17 protein-coding genes and 1 riboswitch are annotated in these 17112 nt (G+C 64.6%); of the genes, 5 read left to right on the top strand and 12 right to left on the bottom strand.

The genetic code is table 11. From position 1 onward, the window contains the following. Positions 1-56 precede the first annotated feature (56 nt). Positions 57-596, bottom strand: coding sequence for an Lrp/AsnC family transcriptional regulator (locus tag O7B34_RS12010; protein WP_140714696.1), 540 nt, complete (start codon positions 594-596; stop codon positions 57-59). Between the two features lie 48 nt (positions 597-644). On the opposite strand from O7B34_RS12010, the gene O7B34_RS12005 reads away from it, so the two are divergent. The 4 genes from O7B34_RS12005 to dhaL all read left to right on the top strand — a co-directional run bounded on the left by O7B34_RS12005 (position 645) and on the right by dhaL (position 4439). Continuing rightward, positions 645-1820, top strand: coding sequence for an MFS transporter (locus O7B34_RS12005; protein ID WP_337146273.1), 1176 nt, complete (start codon positions 645-647; stop codon positions 1818-1820). Between the two features lie 96 nt (positions 1821-1916). Next, positions 1917-2061, top strand: a riboswitch (FMN riboswitch). A 77-nt stretch (positions 2062-2138) separates the two neighbouring features. After that, a complete protein-coding gene (locus tag O7B34_RS12000) occupies positions 2139-2612 on the top strand; it encodes a 6,7-dimethyl-8-ribityllumazine synthase (protein WP_337146272.1) in 474 nt (157 codons plus the stop codon). Positions 2613-2780: 168 nt separating this feature from the next. After that, a complete protein-coding gene (locus tag O7B34_RS11995) occupies positions 2781-3794 on the top strand; it encodes a dihydroxyacetone kinase subunit DhaK (protein WP_337146271.1) in 1014 nt (337 codons plus the stop codon). Positions 3795-3803: 9 nt separating this feature from the next. Then, positions 3804-4439, top strand: coding sequence for a dihydroxyacetone kinase subunit DhaL (gene dhaL / locus O7B34_RS11990; RefSeq protein ID WP_337146270.1), 636 nt, complete (start codon positions 3804-3806; stop codon positions 4437-4439). On the opposite strand, the gene derI is transcribed toward dhaL, so the two are convergent. Genes derI through O7B34_RS11975 form a run of 3 tightly spaced genes read right to left on the bottom strand, consistent with a single transcriptional unit; the run spans position 4436 to position 6450 of the window. Then, positions 4436-4876, bottom strand: a complete 441-nt coding sequence (gene derI, locus O7B34_RS11985; RefSeq protein ID WP_337146269.1) for a D-erythrulose-4-phosphate isomerase — start codon at positions 4874-4876, stop codon at positions 4436-4438. The genes dhaL and derI overlap by 4 nt on opposite strands. Before the next feature lie 26 nt (positions 4877-4902). Beyond that, positions 4903-5661: a triose-phosphate isomerase gene (locus O7B34_RS11980; RefSeq protein ID WP_337146268.1), complete on the bottom strand. Its 759-nt coding sequence runs from the start codon at positions 5659-5661 to the stop codon at positions 4903-4905. An 18-nt stretch (positions 5662-5679) separates the two neighbouring features. Continuing rightward, entirely contained in the window at positions 5680-6450 is a 771-nt protein-coding gene (locus O7B34_RS11975) for a DeoR/GlpR family DNA-binding transcription regulator (RefSeq protein ID WP_337146267.1), read from the bottom strand. Between the two features lie 273 nt (positions 6451-6723). Here O7B34_RS11975 and fba point away from each other — a divergent pair, with 273 nt between their 5' ends. Beyond that, positions 6724-7788 (top strand): class II fructose-bisphosphate aldolase, encoded by a 1065-nt coding sequence (fba, locus tag O7B34_RS11970; protein WP_027142227.1) that lies wholly within the window; start codon positions 6724-6726, stop codon positions 7786-7788. 54 nt (positions 7789-7842) lie between these two features. On the opposite strand, the gene O7B34_RS11965 is transcribed toward fba, so the two are convergent. The 8 genes from O7B34_RS11965 to O7B34_RS11930 are packed head-to-tail and all read right to left on the bottom strand — an operon-like array spanning position 7843 to position 17033. Continuing rightward, positions 7843-8784 carry a sugar phosphate isomerase/epimerase family protein gene (locus O7B34_RS11965; RefSeq protein WP_337146266.1) on the bottom strand — a complete coding sequence of 314 codons (942 nt, stop codon included), beginning with the start codon at positions 8782-8784 and terminating at the stop codon, positions 7843-7845. 48 nt (positions 8785-8832) lie between these two features. Beyond that, on the bottom strand, positions 8833-10350 hold the full coding sequence (locus O7B34_RS11960; protein ID WP_337146265.1) for a glycerol-3-phosphate dehydrogenase: 1518 nt from the start codon (positions 10348-10350) through the stop codon (positions 8833-8835). 46 nt (positions 10351-10396) lie between these two features. After that, on the bottom strand, positions 10397-11437 hold the full coding sequence (locus tag O7B34_RS11955) for a 2-hydroxyacid dehydrogenase (protein WP_337146264.1): 1041 nt from the start codon (positions 11435-11437) through the stop codon (positions 10397-10399). Positions 11438-11447: 10 nt separating this feature from the next. Then, the gene (locus O7B34_RS11950) at positions 11448-13001 is read right to left on the bottom strand and encodes an FGGY-family carbohydrate kinase (RefSeq protein ID WP_337146263.1); all 1554 of its coding nucleotides are present in this window, start codon (positions 12999-13001) and stop codon (positions 11448-11450) included. Next, entirely contained in the window at positions 13001-14125 is a 1125-nt protein-coding gene (locus O7B34_RS11945; RefSeq protein ID WP_027142222.1) for an ABC transporter ATP-binding protein, read from the bottom strand. The genes O7B34_RS11950 and O7B34_RS11945 overlap by 1 nt, the downstream gene beginning before the upstream one ends. Then, positions 14122-15240 (bottom strand): ABC transporter ATP-binding protein, encoded by a 1119-nt coding sequence (locus O7B34_RS11940; protein WP_337146262.1) that lies wholly within the window; start codon positions 15238-15240, stop codon positions 14122-14124. The genes O7B34_RS11945 and O7B34_RS11940 overlap by 4 nt, the downstream gene beginning before the upstream one ends. A gap of 2 nt (positions 15241-15242) precedes the next feature. After that, a complete protein-coding gene (locus O7B34_RS11935) occupies positions 15243-16100 on the bottom strand; it encodes a carbohydrate ABC transporter permease (RefSeq protein WP_027142220.1) in 858 nt (285 codons plus the stop codon). A gap of 9 nt (positions 16101-16109) precedes the next feature. Beyond that, positions 16110-17033 (bottom strand): carbohydrate ABC transporter permease, encoded by a 924-nt coding sequence (locus O7B34_RS11930; RefSeq protein WP_140505586.1) that lies wholly within the window; start codon positions 17031-17033, stop codon positions 16110-16112. Between the last annotated feature and the right edge of the window lie 79 nt (positions 17034-17112).

The following is a 17112-nucleotide window of genomic DNA, read 5'->3' as shown; positions in this document are numbered from 1 at the left end:
CTCTGTTTTCACGCAATTCCCGACGGAAACCGCAGCACAGTTTTCCTGGAATCGCTTCAGTAGAGCGGCTTGCCCATGTGCTTCGGCGTCGGCCATTGCGCCGTGATGCCGGGCTGCACCGGCCGTTCGAGGTAGGTCGCCAGAACCACGTAGCTGCGCGTCGAGGTGACGCCGGGTGTCTCGTAGAGACGCAACAGCAGTCCTTCGAGCGCCTTGGTGTCCTCGGTGCGCACCTTGAGCAGGACGCATGTGTCGCCGGCGACGGTGTGGATCTCCTCGACCTCGGGATACTCCGAAATCGCCATCAGTTCCGGGGTCTTGCCCCAGCCGCTGGTGTCGATGTGGACGAAGGTGAGCAGAGGCTTTCTCACCGCGTTGGGATCGATGATGGCGGCCGTGTTGCGGATGGCGCCGCTGCGCCGAAGTCGCTTGACGCGCTCATGCGCTGCCGGCGGCGACAGGCCGACACGTTCGCCGAGCTCGGCATAACTGACGGTCGCGTCGTCGACCAGAACGCCTAATATCTTTCGGTCGGTCGCGTCGACATCCCGGGCCGCCGGCCTGTTCCGCTGAATGCCATCTGTTTCTTCATCCATGCCGATATTCCCGATTGTCACGGAATTTAATACGGCCATTATGATGATATGTCGAACAACGATCAAGCTGCAACCTTGAACGCGGACACCAGGCCGCCCATTCCGGCGCTTGCCTATCTCCTGACCGGATGCATCGCCGTGATCGGCTCGAATTCGCTGGTGCTGGGCCCGATCGCTCCGGCGGTGGCCGTATCGTTCGCGACCAGCGTTCCCGTGGTGATGACGGCGGCGGCCGCCTTCGGCCTCGGCACATCGGCGAGCGCCCTGTTCCTGGCACGCCATATCGACCGGGTCGGCGCCCGCCGGATGCTGCAGGCGGCCTTGCTGCTGCTGGCATTGGCCTTGGTCGCCAGCGCGGCCGCGCCCACGGTGGCCGCGCTGGTTGCCGCGCAGCTTGTCGCCGGCATTGCCGCCGGCGTCGCCATGCCGGCAATTTACGCCAGTGCCGCGGCTATCGCTCCGCCCGGCCGCGAAAGCGGCACGATCGGCGTGGTGCTGACCGGATGGACGCTCAGCATGGTGGCCGGCGTTTCGCTGTCGGCGGTGCTTGCCGATCTCGTGCACTGGCGCGCCGTCTTCGCCGCCGTGGCGCTGCTTGCCACCCTGGCGCTCGGCGGTCTCAGCACATCGTCGCTCCCGGATGTCAGGAAGACCGGGCCGGCGCCCTCGCCGTTCGAGGCGTTCGGCATTCCCGGCATCGTGCCGCTGCTGGTCGCCTGCGGCGCCTTCATGACCGCCTTCTACGGTGTTTATGGCTATCTCGGCGATCATCTTCACAGCGGACTGGGACAGGCGGTCAGCGCCAACGGTCTGGCGGCCCTCGCCTATGGCGCGGGGTTTGGCACGGCGGCGCTCTTCGACGGCATCATCGATCGCCTTGGCGCTAGGCGCGTCATGCCTTTCGCCTATCTTCTCGTCGCCATGGTCTACGTGGCGATCGCCGCGACCAGCGACAGCTATGGCCTGACACTCGCCATGGTGACCGCCTGGGGGCTTGCCAATCATTTCGGCCTGAACGTGCTGGTGATGCGCCTGTCGGCGCTCGATCCGTCACGGCGGGGCACGATCATGGGCCTGAACAGCGCGGTGACCTACCTCGCGGTGTTCGTCGGCACCACCGGCTTCGGGCCGCTCTATTCCGGCTTCGGCTTTGCCACATGCGCGATGGTCGCGGCGGTGCTGATGCTGGTTGCGGCTTCGGCGGCAGCGTGGCGCACCCGGTAGAGCCATCATCGCATTGCTCCAGCCGACAGAACGTGATTGGCCAGCGGCCTGTCGCGCGGTTGACACCGGCACCCCTGCTCTTCATACAGAGCGCGTTAATGTTCTCAGGGCGGGGTGAAAGTCCCCACCGGCGGTAACGGCTTCGGCCGAAGCCCGCGAGCGCTTTCCGGCATCGGAAAGGTCAGCAGATCCGGTGTGATTCCGGGGCCGACGGTTAGAGTCCGGATGAAAGAGAACGAAACGGAAAACGGACCGCCCCGGCGGGCCGGATTTCGTATCGTGCGTCCTGATTCTGGTTCGAAACGGAAGGATGGACCCATGAATCAGCATTCCCACAAAGACTATGAAACAACCCGCGTCGCCGTCATCAGGGCGCGCTGGCATGCCGACATTGTCGACCAGTGCGTGCAAGCCTTCGAGACGGAGCTGGCCGAGATCGGCGGCGGACGCTTTGCCGTCGACGTCTTCGACGTGCCCGGTGCCTACGAGATTCCGCTGCATGCCAAGACGCTTGCCGGGACCGGCCGCTATGCCGCGATCCTCGGCACGGCGTTCGTCGTCAATGGCGGCATCTACCGGCACGACTTCGTCGCCGGTGCAGTCATCGACGGCATGATGAACGTGCAGCTGTCGACCGGCGTGCCGGTCCTGTCGGCGGTGCTCACGCCGCACAATTTTCACGACAGCGCCGAGCATCACCGCTTCTTCTTCGAGCACTTCACGGTCAAGGGCAAAGAGGCCGCCAAGGCATGTGTGGAGATTCTCGCCGCGCGGGAAAAGATCGCGGCCTGAAGCACTGAAGCCGGGTGGAAATCCCGGCAACAGCCGGTAGTATCGGACGCATGTCGCCCAAAAGCGCGCAGCGGTTTTGGGATAACGACGTGCATAAACAAGGACCTGGAAACGCGTTTGCGCTAATTCAGCGGGGCGCCTTTCCAGGAAAATGCCGAGTTCGGGAGGATGCCGGTGCAGACCAAGAAGATCATCAATGACGGCAACCGTGCCGTCGACGAAATGCTCGAAGGGATCCTGGCTGCGCATCCTCGCCATCTCACAAGCGTGGACGGCAGCCCGCGCTCGATCATCGCCCGCGACGGATCAAGGCCCGGCAAGGTCGGGCTGGTGATCGGCGGCGGCTCCGGCCACGAGCCGACCTTTCTCGGCTTTGTCGGCAAGGGGCTGGCGGACGCGGCGGCGATCGGCAACGTCTTTGCCTCGCCACCACCGGATCCAATCCTGGAATGTGCCAAGGCGGTCAGCGGCGGTGCCGGCGTCCTGTTCATGTACGGCAACTATGCCGGCGATGTGATGAATTTCGACATGGCGGCCGAGATGGCCGGCATGGACGACATCGAGGTGCGGACGGTGCTCACCACCGACGACGTCGCCTCGGCACCGCTTGACCAGCGGCAGAAGCGCCGTGGTGTCGCCGGCAATTTCTTCATCTTCAAGGCGGCGGGTGCGGCCTGCGACCTCATGCTCTCGCTCGACGAATGCGAACGCATCGCGCGCAAGGCCAACGATCGCACCTTCACCATGGGCGTGGCGCTGTCGCCCTGCTCGCTGCCGCAGACACGGCGGCCGAATTTCGAGATCGGCGCCGACGAGATGGAGATCGGCATGGGCATCCATGGCGAACCCGGCATCGCGCGCGGCAAGCTCGGGACCGCCGATGAGATTGCCGACGAGATGCTCGACAAGATCTTCGCCGAGATGGCGCCGAAGCGGGGCGACAAGGTCGCGGTGCTGGTCAACTCGCTGGGATCGACGCCGCTGATGGAGCTCTACATCATGAACCGTCGGGTCAAGCAGCGGCTCGATGCAATCGGCGTTTCCGTCCACGCGACCTGGGTCGGCAATTATTGCACGTCGCTGGAAATGGCCGGCGCCTCGGTGACGCTTTTCCATCTCGACGAAGAGTTGCAGACGATGCTCGACCATCCCTGCGACTGCGCCATGTTCCGTGCCGGCTGAGAGCGCTCCATGACCATCGCCGCCTCCGACCTGAAAAGAATGTTCGATGCGATCGCGGTGGCGATCGAAGCCGACAGGGACCGGCTTTGCCAGCTCGACGGCGTCATCGGCGACGCCGACCACGGCATTGCGATGGCGCTCGGGTTCAACGCCGTGCGCGATGCGCTGGCATTGGTCGACCTTGCGGCGACCGAGCCGACCGCGCTCCTCAACACGGCGGCGAAATCGTTCCTCAATGCAGTCGGCGCGTCCTGCGGACCGCTCTATGCCACCGCCTTCATGCGCGCCGCCGCCGCCGTCAAGGGCAAGGCGACGCTGGCGGATGCCGAGTTCATCGCGCTGCTGCAGGGCATGGCGCAAGGCATCAAGGATCGCGGCAAGGCCGAGATCGGCGAGAAGACAATGGTCGACGCCTGGCAACCGGCGGCGGAAGCGGCTGGCGCCAGCAATGCAGCAGGAAAAGACCTTGCTGAAAGCCTGCAGGCGGCCCTTGCCGCCGCCGAGCGCGGCGCGGAATCGACCAAGGACATGATCGCCGCCAAGGGCCGCTCGTCGCGGCTCGGCGAGCGGTCGCTCGGACACATGGACCCGGGCGCGGCCTCGGCCGTCACCGTCATCAGGGCCATGCGCGACAGTCTCTCTTAGCTCTTTGCCGCGTCGAGCCTGTTGATCGCCTGGACGTTGCCGGCCGAGGGCCCCTTCTCGTCGAACTCCGAGGCCAGCCACGTGTCGACAATGGCCTTGGCCAGTTCCGGACCGATAACACGGGCGCCCATGGTGATGATCTGGGCGTTGTTGGATTTCGCCGCGCGCTCGGCCGAATAGGTGTCGTGGGTAAGTGCCGCGCGGATCCCCGGCACCTTGTTGGCCGAGATCGAGACGCCGATGCCGGTGCCGCAGAACAGGATGCCGCGATCGTTCTCGCCTTCGACGATCGTCTGGGCAAGTTTCTGCGACAGGTCGGCATAGAAGCCGGCCTGGCTGAGGTCGCTGACGATGAGGCCGGGCTTGGTTGCCAGATGCGCGGCGATGACGTCGAGCAGCGGCTTGCCGGCGCTGTCGGCTCCAATGGCTATTTTCATTTTTTGTCCTTTCCAGTTCGATTGATTCAGATCGCGGCTGACGCGCGGCGCAGGATGTCGATGTAGCCTTCGGCCTGCCAGGCGGAGCGGCCGATGAACAGGCCATCGATGTTGGGCCGGCCGATCAGTTCCGCGGCATTGCCAGGGTTGACACTGCCGCCATAGAGCACCGGCGGCGCGGACGGCAGCAGACCGGCGGCGACCTTCTTGATCAGCCCCTGCTGCTTGTCGGCATAGTCGGAGCTGGCCGGAAAGCCCTTGTCGCCGATCGCCCAGACCGGCTCATAGGCGAACAGGATTTTTGCTCCCCCTGCCCCGCCTTCGAGGAGTTGCAATGCACCCTCGACCTGGTTGGTCAGCACCGCATCGGCCTTGCCGCTTTCGCGCTCGGCCAGCGTCTCGCCGACGCAGATCAGCGGTATCAGTCCATGTGTGAGCGCCGCCGCCGTCTTCAGCCCGACCGTGCGATCGGTCTCGCCGAAATGCTCGCGCCGTTCGCTATGGCCGAGTTCGACCAGGTCGAGGCCGCAATCGTTCAGCATCACCGGCGAGATCTCGCCGGTCCAGGCGCCGGCATCGGCCCAATGCATGTTCTGCGCGCCGACCTTGATGCGCGTTGCCGACAGCGCCTGCCTGACTTCGCGCACCGCCGTGAAGGGCGGAATGACGAAAGGCTGGATGCGATCGTCGAAACCCGGCACGAAGCCGGCCAGCGACCCGGCAAAATCAAGCGCCTCGGCGAGCGTCTTGTTCATCTTCCAGCTTGTACCGACCCAGTAAACCACGCGTACTCTCCTTGATCCTCAATCCTTGTCGCCGACTACCGTCAGCGAAACCCCGGCCGCATCCAGCGTCGCGCGCATCCCGGGCTCCGGCTCGCGTCCGGTGAAGACGGCATCGAATGCCTTGAGATCGGTCAGGAAATGCAGCGCACTGCGGCCAAACTTGCCGTGATCGACCAGCAGGTATTTGCGGGTCGCCGCAGCCATCATCAGCCGCTTGGCCTGCACCACTTCCTGATCCTGATGGAAGGCGGAGGCGCCGTGGATGGCGGATGAGGACAGGAAGGCGACATCGGCGCGCAGCGATCGCAGCGAAGCCTCCGCGAGCAGGCCGAAGAAGCCATGGAATTTCTTCGAGTATTGGCCGCCGAGCGCGATCAGGTTGATGCCTCCGGCACCGGCCAGATCCTGGATGACGGCGAGATTGTTGGTGATCACCGTCAGCGGCCTGAGTTCCGCGAGATGTCGCGCGATACCGCCCGCCGTCGAGCCGTCGTCGATGATGACCGTCTGGCCGGGTTCGATCATGGCAACGGCCGCCGCCGCCAGGCGCTGCTTTTCCCCAGTCGCCTGCTTCTGCCGGTAGCGGAAATCGCTTTCGAAGAGGCTGCTCGGCTGTATCGAGGCGCCGCCGCGCACCTTGCGCAGGAAGCCACTCTCCTCGAGTTCGTCGAGGTCGCGGTGCACGGTCATCCTGGAGACGCCAAAACGCGAGGCCAGGTCGTCGACGCTTGCCGCGCCGGCGTCCACCAGGAAGTCCATGATGCCTTGCCGTCTGTTGTCGCTCTTCATTTCTCGCCGACCCGCCAACGCAGAAGCCTGGCTCCTTGATCGAACTCAGACATAACAGACATTGACGCGCATGTATCATAATTTTTGTGATAATGAGATATTTCACTGGGATATTTCGCCGGCTTTTATCGCGCCGCTGTAACAAGAATTGCTGCCGGGACGGTCTGTCACGGTTGCGGTTGCGCGGAATTCCGGCCAGAAGCATCGGTGGGCTGAACGATGCGCGGACAGCCCGCAACCACAGGTTTGAAACCAGATACGGGAGACTAATCGTTGGCTCGCATCACACTGAGACAATTGCTCGATCACGCCGCCGAATACGGCTATGGCGTGCCGGCCTTCAACATGAACAACATGGAACAGGGCCTGGCCATCATGGAGGCCGCGGAGGAGACCAAGTCGCCGGTCATCCTGCAGGCAAGCCGCGGTGCGCGCGCCTACGCCAATGACGTGGTGCTGGCCAAGCTGATCGACGCCCTGGTGGAAATCCACCCCGACATCCCGGTCTGCATGCATCTCGACCACGGCAACAACGAAGCCACCTGCGTCACCGCGATCCAGTACGGCTTCACCTCGGTGATGATGGACGGTTCGCTGAAGGAGGACGGCAAGTCGCCGGCCGACTATGCCTATAATTCCGGTATCACACGGCGTGTGGTCGACATGGCGCATTGGGGCGGCGTGTCGGTGGAAGGCGAGATCGGCGTGCTGGGCTCGCTCGAGAGCGGCGGCGGCGAACAGGAAGACGGCCACGGCGTCGAAGGCGCGATCAGCCACGATCAGTTGCTCACTGATCCGGTGCAGGCCGAGCAGTTCGTACGCGACACCCATGTCGATGCGCTGGCTGTGGCCATGGGCACCAGCCACGGCGCTTATAAATTCTCGCGCAAGCCCGACGGCGCGGTTCTGGCCATGAATGTCATCGAGGAGATCCACCGCCGGCTGCCCAACATGCATCTGGTCATGCACGGCTCATCCTCGGTGCCGGAGGACCTGCAGGAGATCATCAACAAATATGGCGGCCAGATGAAACCGACCTGGGGCGTGCCGGTGGAAGAGATCCAGCGCGGCATCAAGCATGGCGTGCGCAAGATCAACATCGACACCGACAACCGCATGGCGCTGACCGGCGCGATCCGCAAGGTGCTGACCGAAAACCCCAGCGAGTTCGATCCGCGCAAATACCTGACGCCGGCGATGGCGGCGATGAGGAAGCTCTGCAAGGAGCGCTTCGAGCAATTCGGCACCGCCGGCAATGCGCCGAAGATCAAGCCGCTGCCGGTCTCGGAAATGGCCAAGCGCTACAAGTCGGGCAGCCTCGATCCGAAATTCGCCTGAGTTCGATCCGGTTGCATTTCATGGACAGGAGCCGCATCGGCTCCTGTCCGATTTCTATCCGGCTTTCGGCAGCAGGCCAGGCCTGCCGGTCTCGATGAAGGGTGCCCAATAGTCGACCGACTCGCGGATCATGGCGACCACCTGATGGTCGACCGGCTCGCGCTCGCGGAACGACAGTTCGAGGCAGATCTCGTTGTCGGTGCCGCCGCCGCGGCGCACCGTCTCCAGCAGCTTCTCAGGAGTGATACGGCCGTCCTTGTTGTGGGCTGACGTGAACGGCCAGTGGCCGCCCTTGTTCATCGACGACTGCTTGACGTGGATGATCGGTGACTTCAGAGGAAAGGCCTCGGCCCAGGCATAGGGATCGATGTCGGCCGGGTTGGGGGAGGTCACGTCGCCATGGTCGATGTCGACCATCATCTCCAGTGGAATGGCCATGCCGGCGGCATCGATCGCATCCTGCAGCATCCGGCAATTCTCGATCGTGTGGCCGAACTCGCGGCCAACCGACATCGGCTCCCAGAACAGGTAGGTCAGGCCTGCCGCCCGGGCGTGTTCGGCGACCTCGCGCCAGCAGTCCAGCGCGATGTCGAACAGACGCGCGCGGCGGTCGGGGTCGTCGAAGTCGCGATGCGTGAAAATGGCGAACTGCGTGCCCATGCCGCCAGCGCCAAGCTCGGCCGAGATATCGGCAAAGGTCTTGAACCAGTCGACATAATAGCGGCGCACATCGGCATCGGGATGGCCGAAATGGTTGAGCCGGCCATAAGGGCCGGTCATGCCGGAGGTGACGCGCACGCCGGTGCGGTTCAAGGCGTTGCGGAACATGCGGACGAATTTGACGATCGTCGCCGCCGGCCAGCCCGGATTGACGAATTCGTGCGTGAGTTGAACGTCCCTGATGCCGATGCCATAGGCGATGGTGTCGATCAGATCGTCGGGCTCCGCGAAGCGGTTGACCAGCGGATTGGTGTTGAGGGAGAGCGTGAAGGCCAAGGTCGCGATCCCTTCAACGCTGTCGCCGAATAGGGGCAGTGAGCGCCATCAGCCTGCCCTCGCCTGCCGGGTCGCGCACCAATGCTCGAAGGCCGACTTCTCCTCGGCGGACAGATGCAGGCCATGCTTGGTGCGCCGTTCGAGAATATCGGCCGCGTCCTCCGCCCATTCCTGTTCAAAGAGGTAGTTCGCCTCGCGCTCGAAGAAGTCCTTGCCAAAACACCGCCCCAGTGCGGCGAGCGAACGGGCGCCGCCGACCACGGACCGCGTCCTGGTGCCGTAGAGCCGGCCGTAATGCTTGAGCAGCGATGCCGGCATCCATGGATACTCATTCGCGAGGTCGCCGAGGAACTGTTCGAAATCGGCATTGGCGATATCGCCGCCGGGCAAATGCGCCTTTGCGGTCCACGCTTTGCCCATCTTCGGAAAGAACGGCGCGATCCTGTCCAGCGCGTGCTCGGCCAGTTTGCGGAAGGTGGTGATCTTGCCGCCGAAGACGGAGAGCAGCGGCGCCTGCGCATCCGGCGCGTCGAGTTCGAAAATATAGTCGCGGGTCACCGCACTGGGATTGTCGGCGTTGTCGTCATAGAGCGGCCTGACGCCGGAGAAGGAATAGACCACATCGTTGCGCGCAAGGCCGCGCTTGAAATAGCGGTTGACCACTGTGATGAGGTAGTCGATCTCGCTCTCATCCGCGGTCACATCCTCCGGCCGGCCTTCGTAGGGAATGTCGGTGGTTCCGATCAGCGCGAGATCGTTCTGGTAGGGATTGATGAAGATGACGCGCTTGTCGCTGTTCTGGACGAGATAGGCTTGCCTTCCCTCCCAGAACTTGGGCACGACGATATGGCTGCCCTTGACGAGGCGGACATTACGCCTGGAATTCTGGCCGGCAACGCGATTGACGATGTCGTTGACCCAGGGACCGGCGGCATTGATCAGCGCGCGGGCCCGCACACTGGTCTTGATGCCGGTCCTGACGTCACGCATCTCGACGACCCAGAGGCCGCCCTCTCGGCGGGCGGCGGTGCAGGCGGTGCGGGTGAAGACCTTCGCTCCCCGCTCGGCGGCGTCGAGCGCATTGATGACGACAAGGCGGGCATCGTCCACCCAACAATCGGAATATTCGAAGCCGCGCTTGAAACTGTCCTTGATCGGCGCCCCCTCGGGCGCGGTGCGCAGGTCGAGCGTCCGGGTGGCGGGCAGCCGTTTGCGGCCGCCGAGATGGTCGTAAAGGAACAGGCCGAGCCGCACCAGCCATGCGGGCCGGTCATCGGGGCTGTGCGGCAGCACGAAGCGCATCGGCCAGATGATGTGCGGCGCCGATTCCAGCAGCACCTCGCGCTCGATCAGCGCCTCGCGCACCAGGCGGAACTCATAATATTCGAGGTAGCGCAGACCGCCATGGACGAGCTTGCCCGAGCGCGAACTGGTGCCTTCGGCGAGATCATCCTTCTCGCACAGGATGACTGAAAGCCCTCGGCCGGCGGCATCGCGCGCGATGCCGGCGCCGTTGACGCCGCCGCCGATGACGAAGAGGTCGACGATGTCAGGGCCGACGCTCATCTTGCCGTCACCCCGCTGCCGGATTTTCGCATCATGGCCATCGCTCTCAGCACGGATTGACCGGAGGCAGGCCGGCCAGGTAGCGGCGCACTTCCTCGGCGGCCTGCTCGGCGGCATAGGTCACGGTGCGCACCGAGGCGCCGGCGATATGCGGCGTCAGCGTCACATTGGGAAGCTGCAGCAGCGGCCAGTCCGAGGGCACCGGCTCGATCGCGAAGGTCTCCAGCATGGCGCTGGCGATCTGCCCCGAAACCAGCGCTTCGTAAAGCGCGTCATAGTCGACCAATGGGCCACGCGCCGTGTTGACGAAGATCACCCCAGGCTTCATCCGCGCGATGGTGTCCTTGCCGATCAGGCCGCGTGTTTCCCCGGTCACCCGCGAATGCAGCGTGACCACGTCGGCGCGCGACAGGAGATCGTCGAGCGCAACCAGTTCGACGCCGGCGTTGCGATCCTCCGCGCTCAACTGCACATAGGGATCGCTGACCAGGACATGGCAGCCGAAGGCACGCAGCAGACGCACCACTTTCGTGCCGATATTGCCGTAGCCGACGACGCCGACGGTCATTTCACCGAGTTCGCGGCCGGTGCGGTCGGCGCGGTAGAGATCGCCTCGCCATTCCCCCTTGCGCAGGGCCTCGTGGCCGACCCGGATCAGGCGCGTCTCGGCAAGGATGGCGCCGATGGTGAACTCGGCCACGGCGGTGGCGTTGCGACCGGGCACATTGACCACGGTGATGCCGTGCGTCTTGGCGGCAGCCATGTCGATGTTGATCGGTCCGCCGCGCGACACCGCGACCAGTTTGAGCGACGGCAGGCGCCGCATCATGCCTTCCGACAGGGGCGCAAGCTGGGTGACGAGGATTTCGGCGTCGCCGATGAAGTCGACGACCTCGTCGGGATGGCCGAAATATTCCTTGACCTTGTCGAGGCCGAGCGCCGGATTGCCGAACTCCATCGGCTCGTCGGGCCAGGCCGTCTGCAAGGTCCTGATGTCGAGGTCGCCACTGACAACCTTCTCGATTTTGGCGCGAAACACCTCCGGCAGCATGAAGTTGTCGCCAATGATCGCTATTTTCCTGGGCATACTCGACTTCTCAATTTTCCTGCGATGTCGCCATGGCACGCCAGACCGGCCGCAAGGCCTGATGCGCCAGCATGTAGGAGGGGGCCATCCTGTCGTAGATCGCGGCGAGGTCCGGGTCGCTCGGCTCGGCCTCGCCGAGCAACGGCGTCACCCATTCGCCGACGCATTCGTCCATGGAGGCGTATTGGCCGACGCAGACCGCGGCGATCATCGCCGCACCGGCGGCGCCGGCCTCCTCGCGCGCGCTGGTGCGCGTGTCGGCGCCGATGGCCGCACCCAGTATCTTGCGCAGCGCCGGGCTTCTGGCGGCGCCGCCGGTCAGGCGGATTTCGCGTGGCAGCGGGCCCATGGCGGCGTAGCAGTCGCGCGCCGCGAAGGCCAAGCCTTCGAAGACGGCGCGCACCAGATCGGCGTAGCCGTGGCGCGACGAAATGCCGACGAAGCCCGCCCTGGCATTGGCATCGACGAACGGTCCGCGCTCACCCGCTTCAGACACGTAGGGCTGATAGAGCAGCGAGGCCGGCTGCGAGGCCGCTATCCAGGCATCGACCAGCGCGATCATCTCGCCATTGCTGCGGGTTATGCCCTGCGAGGCGAGAATGCCCGAGGCAAGGCCAAGCACCCAGTCGATGTTGAGCGTCGCCGCCATGTTGGACTGCATCTGCGCGAAGACGCCCGGCGCCGGCATCGCCATCGTATAACCGGTCGCCGCTTCGTTCAGCTGCACATCGTCGGGCGTCTCGGCCAGCCGCATGTGCATGCCGGTGGAGCCGATGATCGAGCAGCCGGGCTTGCGCTCGCGATCGAGGAGGCCGGCGCCGAGCGCGGTGCAGACGACATCGACATAGCCGAGCACGACGGGTGTCCCGGCAAGCATGCCGGTGACGGCGGCAGCCGCCGGCGACAGTCCGGTGCTGTGCCTCGTGCCGTCGACAATCGGCGGCAGCAGGTGCCTGAGATCGGCGACGCCGAGGACGTCGAGCACGTCGCCGCTATAGTCGCGGGTGCGGAAGTCGCCGAATGTGAAGGTCCCTTCGGACGGATCGGTGGCGCGTTCGCCTGTGAGCTTGAAATAGAGCCAATCCTTGCAGTGGAACGCGGTGGCAGCCTTGCCGAGCATTTCGGGCATGGTGCGCTTCATGAAGACGAACTGCGAGCCCTGCTGGCAGGCGGCGAGCCCGCTGCCGGTCTTCTCGAAGCGCAGCCGGTCGTCGGGCCGCGCGCGGATTTCCTCGACGACGCCGGCGGCGCGCGCGTCGAGCCAAAGCCAGCCCTTGGCCACCGGCTCGCCCTTGCCATCTATCAGCCAGGTGCCGTCGCCCTGCCCGGTCACCGCGATGGCGACGGTCCGGCTGGCGAGATCGGGCACCTTGTCGGCGAGCTGGCGCAGGGTCGTGGCGGCATCGGCCCAGGTGCGCGCCAGATCCTGTTCGGCGCCGCCGCCCGGCAGCGTCTCATAATGGTTCGGCGTCGCCGCGGCCGCGATCTGGCGGCCTTTCGTGTCGAAGGCGATGGACTTGATGACGGAAGTGCCGGCATCGATGCCGATCAATATGTCGCGCATCACGCGAGCTCCATGCCGTGCGAGATCGCCATGCCGCTCGCCTGGTCGAAGACGTGCAGGTTTTTGGGATCGATGCTGACATTGATGGGCGCGCCGAGGTCGAGCCGGGTGCGGTCATGCTCGACCAGCACCAGCGAACCGCCGGCGAAATCGGCGGCGATGTGGGTCTGGTCGCCGAGCCATTGGTTGGCCGAGACCCTGGCCGGAACACCCTCTTTCGAGCGCCGGACCGCGTAAGGCCTGATGCCGATGACCACCCGCTCGCGGCTGAGCAACTGGTCGCGCACCGGAGCGCTGAAGGCGTCCTTGTCGTAGTCGAGCGACAGGCCGTCGGGCAGCCGCAGATTGATGCGGCCGGCAGCGGTCCCGACAAAGGCCTCGAAGACGTTCATGGGCGGTTCGCCGACGAAGGTTCCGGTGAACAGGTTGGCCGGACGCTCCTTGAGCCGGTCCGGCGTGTCGAACTGCTGCAGCACGCCGCCTTCCATCACCGCGATGCGGTCGGCAAGCGCGTTGGCCTCGGTCTGATCGTGAGTGACCAGGATCGCGGTCAGGCCGCGCTCCTTGATGAAATGCTTGATGCGGCCGCGCAGCACCGCGCGAAGCTGCGGTTCGAGTTGCCCCATCGGCTCGTCGAGCAGATGCAGGTCGGCTTCCCGGATCAGCGCCCGGCCAAGACTGGCGCGCTGCTGCTGGCCGCCCGAAATGGAGCTGGGGTAGCGCTCCAATATGTCCTCGATCTCCAGCAGTTTGGCGATGCTGGCGACCTTGGCATCGACCTCGCTCCGAGGCAGCCGGGCGGCCTTGAGGGCAAAGGCCATGTTCTCGCGCACGGTGAGCGGCGGATAGAGCGAGTAGCCCTCGAAGGCCATCGCCACATTGCGCCTGACCGGCGGCAAGGTGTGGACCTTGCGACCGGCGACCGCGATCGTACCGCGCGAGACCTCCTCGAAGCCGGCGATCATGCGCAGCGTCGAGGTCTTGCCGCAGCCGGACGAGCCAAGCAGCGCCACGATCTCGCCCTTGCCGATTTCCATCGTCAAGTTCTTGACGGCGTGAACGCCGCGGTCGATCGGGCCATAAAACTTGTCGACGCCGGAAATGGTGAGTGCGCTGGCGCTCATGCCGCTTCTCCACTGCGCAGATTGACAATGTTCTTCGCGCCTATGCGCTCACCGCTCGCCCTGTCGAACAGCAAGGCGCTCTTGCCGTCGACGACGATATGGGCCTTGCCTTCGCTGCGGCCCGGCGTTCCGGCCGGGCGCGAGACCAGGATTTCACGGCCGCGAACGGTGCGCACCAGGGTGACGATCTTTTCGTTGAGCGGCGTCTCGGCCTCGACCGTCACCGGAATGGCGCCGGGCTCGTTTTCGCCAACGAAATGCAGTGCCTCGGGCCTCAGCCCGATGATGCAGTCGCGACCGATGGCGGTCTCGGGAACATCGGCGAGATGGACCTGCACATTGGACAGGCCGACATAGCCGCCCCTGCCATCGCGCGCGGGCTTGACGTCGAGCAGATTGATGGTCGGGTCGCCGAACAGCCGCGCGATCTCGATGTTGGCCGGCTCGCGATAGATCTGCTCGGGCGTGCCGAGCTGCCTGATGACGCCTTGCGACATCACAGCGATACGGTCGCCGAGCGCCATGGCTTCCTTGTAATCCTGGGTGACGTAGACGACGGTGGCGCCGCGATCGGCGAGCAGCCTGGGCAGTTCGAGCCGCATCTCGAAGCGCAGCTTGGCGTCGACATTGCGCAAGGGATCGTCGAGCAGCAGCAGCGGCGGCGAACCGACCAAAGCGCGGGCAAGGGCCGTGCGCTGCTTCTGGCCGTTGGAGAGCGCGCGTGGCTTGTGGCTCAGCACATGGCCGATCTTCAACAGTTTGGCGACGCTCTCGACGCCGGCCTTGATCGCGCTCTGCGACGAGCGCTTGGCCTCGAGCGGCGTCGCGATGTTGTCGAACGCGCTCATATGCGGGAACAGCGCGAAATTCTGGAACGCCATGCCGACGCCACGGAATTCCGCGTCGACATCGGTCATGTCCTCGCCGCCGATGAGGATCTTGCCTTCGTCCGGATCGATGACGCCGGCGACCAGGCGCAGCAGCACAGTCTTGCCGGCGCCCGAGGGTCCGAACAGGACCAGCGTTTCGCCATCCGCGACGGTCAGCGACAAATCGTCGAGGACGGTCTGGCTCTTGTAGCGCTTGACGAGATTTCTGAGTTCGAGGCTGGCCATTTCTATCCTTTCACCGCGCCGAGCGACAGGCCTTCGACCAGATAGCGCTGTGCGTAGAGGGCGAGCGCCAGTGTCGGCGTGATCGACAAGACGATGGCCGCCGAAATCTGGCCGTACTGGATGCCGGATGAGGTGATGAAGGCGAGCGCGCCGACCGTCACCGGCTGCTTGTCGGCCGAAGCCAGCACCAGCGCGAAGACGAAATTGTTCCAGGCGAAGATGAAGGCGAGCAGGCCGGCCGCAGCAATGCCAGGGCCGGCGAGCGGCAGCGCGATCTTGCGGAAGGTGGCGAACCAGGAATGGCCGCCGATACGGTAGGCATATTCGATGTCAGCCGGGATATCCTCGAAATAGCCGCGCACGATCCACAGGATCAGCGGCAGGCAGATCAGCTGGTAGACCCAGATCAGCCCGATATAGGTGTTGGCCAGGCCGAGCTTCTGGAAATAGAGGGTCAGCGGCAGCAGCACCAGAAGTGCCGGCGCGAACCTGAACGACAGCAGCGTGAAGGCGATGTCCTCCGAGCCGCGGAATTTGTGGCGCGCGAAGGCGTAGGCGGCCGGCACGCCGAGCAGCAGCGAAACCGCCACCGAGGTCACCGACAGGAACACCGAATTCCAGAGGTTGCGCATGAAGGCGATGTCGAGCGTGCCGGCGGCGGTCATCAGCTTGCCGGTGATCAGCGCGGTGTAATTGGCGAGCGTCGGTTCGAAGATCAGCTGCGGCGGGATGCGCAGGATGGTCTCGTTGGTCTGGAACGACATCATGAAAATCCAGACGATCGGGAACATGAAGAAGATCACCACCAGCGTCAGTGCCACGCCGCGCAGGATGCGTTCGAGAAGCGAGGTATGTTCCATCGCCGCCTCCTATGCCTGGCCGCGGGCGCGTTCGCGCAGCCTGAGCCAGTTCTTGATGAAGATGTTGGAGAGGAAATAGGTGATCGCCCACAGGATGATCATCAGCGCCGCCGAGCGGCCGACATTGGTCGACTGGAAGAAGTTGAGATAGGCCTCGACCTGGAAGACGGTCAGCGTGTCGCCCGGGCCGCCTTGCGTCATCGCGTAGATGATATCGAACTGCTGGATGGAATCGAGCAGGCGGAACAGCGTCGCCGTCAGGATGTAGGGTGTCAGCATCGGCAGGGTGATGCGGAAGAAGACGAAGCTCCTCGGCACCCCGTCGAGTGCCGCCGCCTCGAAGGGCTGCGTCGGCAGGCTGCGCAGGCCGGCAAGCAGCAGGATCATGATGAAGGGCGTGTAGACCCAGATGTCGACCAACACGACGGTTAACAGCGCCGTCGACGGCGACGAGGCCCAGCGGAAATCCTGCAGCCCGATGAGGCTGGCGAGATAGCTCAGCACGCCGAAGCCGGGATTGGTCATCAGCTTCCACATCAGCGCTGCCAGCGCCGGCGCCGTCATCAGCGGCATCAGGAGCATGATCGAGATGAAGTTGTTCAGCGTCGAGCGCTTCTGCAGCAGCAAGGCGATGGCGAGGCCCAAAAGCAGTTCCAGCACGACGGTGGTGCCGGCATAGAGCAGCGAGACCTTCAGCGTGTTCCAGAATTTCGGATCGGTGAAGAAGGAGATGTAGTTGTCGCCCCAGTTGAACTGCCGCGCCCAGGGCTGGCTCAGCCGGTAGCGCTGGAACGAGTAAACGACCGAGGTCAGGAACGGGATCAGGATGCCGATGCAGACCAGCAAGGCCGGCAGGCTGAGCACATAGGGCAACACCCGCTTGCTGATCCTGAAGCCGGATGGCTTAAGCCTTTGCGATACCACCGCAGTCATCGAGCTGCTCCGTTGTTGCTGTCGCTTCGCCCCTGCCGGCCGCCCAAGGGAGCAAGGCGGCCGGTCGGGCGAAATAGCG

It is taken from the genome of Mesorhizobium sp. Cs1299R1N3, assembly GCF_037179625.1.
Taxonomy (GTDB): domain Bacteria; phylum Pseudomonadota; class Alphaproteobacteria; order Rhizobiales; family Rhizobiaceae; genus Mesorhizobium; species Mesorhizobium salmacidum.
This window is presented reverse-complemented; position numbering and strand designations above follow the sequence as displayed.

Coding starts and splice junctions, on each gene's coding strand:
- O7B34_RS11950 (WP_337146263.1), bottom strand. CDS start 13,001: ATGCGCGACATATTGATCGGCATCGATGCCGGCACTTCCGTCATCAAG.
- O7B34_RS11995 (WP_337146271.1), top strand. CDS start 2,781: ATGCCGGTGCAGACCAAGAAGATCATCAATGACGGCAACCGTGCCGTC.
- O7B34_RS11945 (WP_027142222.1), bottom strand. CDS start 14,125: ATGAGCGCCAGCGCACTCACCATTTCCGGCGTCGACAAGTTTTATGGC.
- O7B34_RS12010 (WP_140714696.1), bottom strand. CDS start 596: ATGGATGAAGAAACAGATGGCATTCAGCGGAACAGGCCGGCGGCCCGG.
- O7B34_RS11955 (WP_337146264.1), bottom strand. CDS start 11,437: ATGCCCAGGAAAATAGCGATCATTGGCGACAACTTCATGCTGCCGGAG.
- O7B34_RS11935 (WP_027142220.1), bottom strand. CDS start 16,100: ATGGAACATACCTCGCTTCTCGAACGCATCCTGCGCGGCGTGGCACTG.
- O7B34_RS11940 (WP_337146262.1), bottom strand. CDS start 15,240: ATGGCCAGCCTCGAACTCAGAAATCTCGTCAAGCGCTACAAGAGCCAG.
- O7B34_RS11975 (WP_337146267.1), bottom strand. CDS start 6,450: ATGAAGAGCGACAACAGACGGCAAGGCATCATGGACTTCCTGGTGGAC.
- O7B34_RS11960 (WP_337146265.1), bottom strand. CDS start 10,350: ATGAGCGTCGGCCCTGACATCGTCGACCTCTTCGTCATCGGCGGCGGC.
- dhaL (WP_337146270.1), top strand. CDS start 3,804: ATGACCATCGCCGCCTCCGACCTGAAAAGAATGTTCGATGCGATCGCG.
- O7B34_RS12000 (WP_337146272.1), top strand. CDS start 2,139: ATGAATCAGCATTCCCACAAAGACTATGAAACAACCCGCGTCGCCGTC.
- derI (WP_337146269.1), bottom strand. CDS start 4,876: ATGAAAATAGCCATTGGAGCCGACAGCGCCGGCAAGCCGCTGCTCGAC.
- O7B34_RS11930 (WP_140505586.1), bottom strand. CDS start 17,033: ATGACTGCGGTGGTATCGCAAAGGCTTAAGCCATCCGGCTTCAGGATC.
- O7B34_RS12005 (WP_337146273.1), top strand. CDS start 645: ATGTCGAACAACGATCAAGCTGCAACCTTGAACGCGGACACCAGGCCG.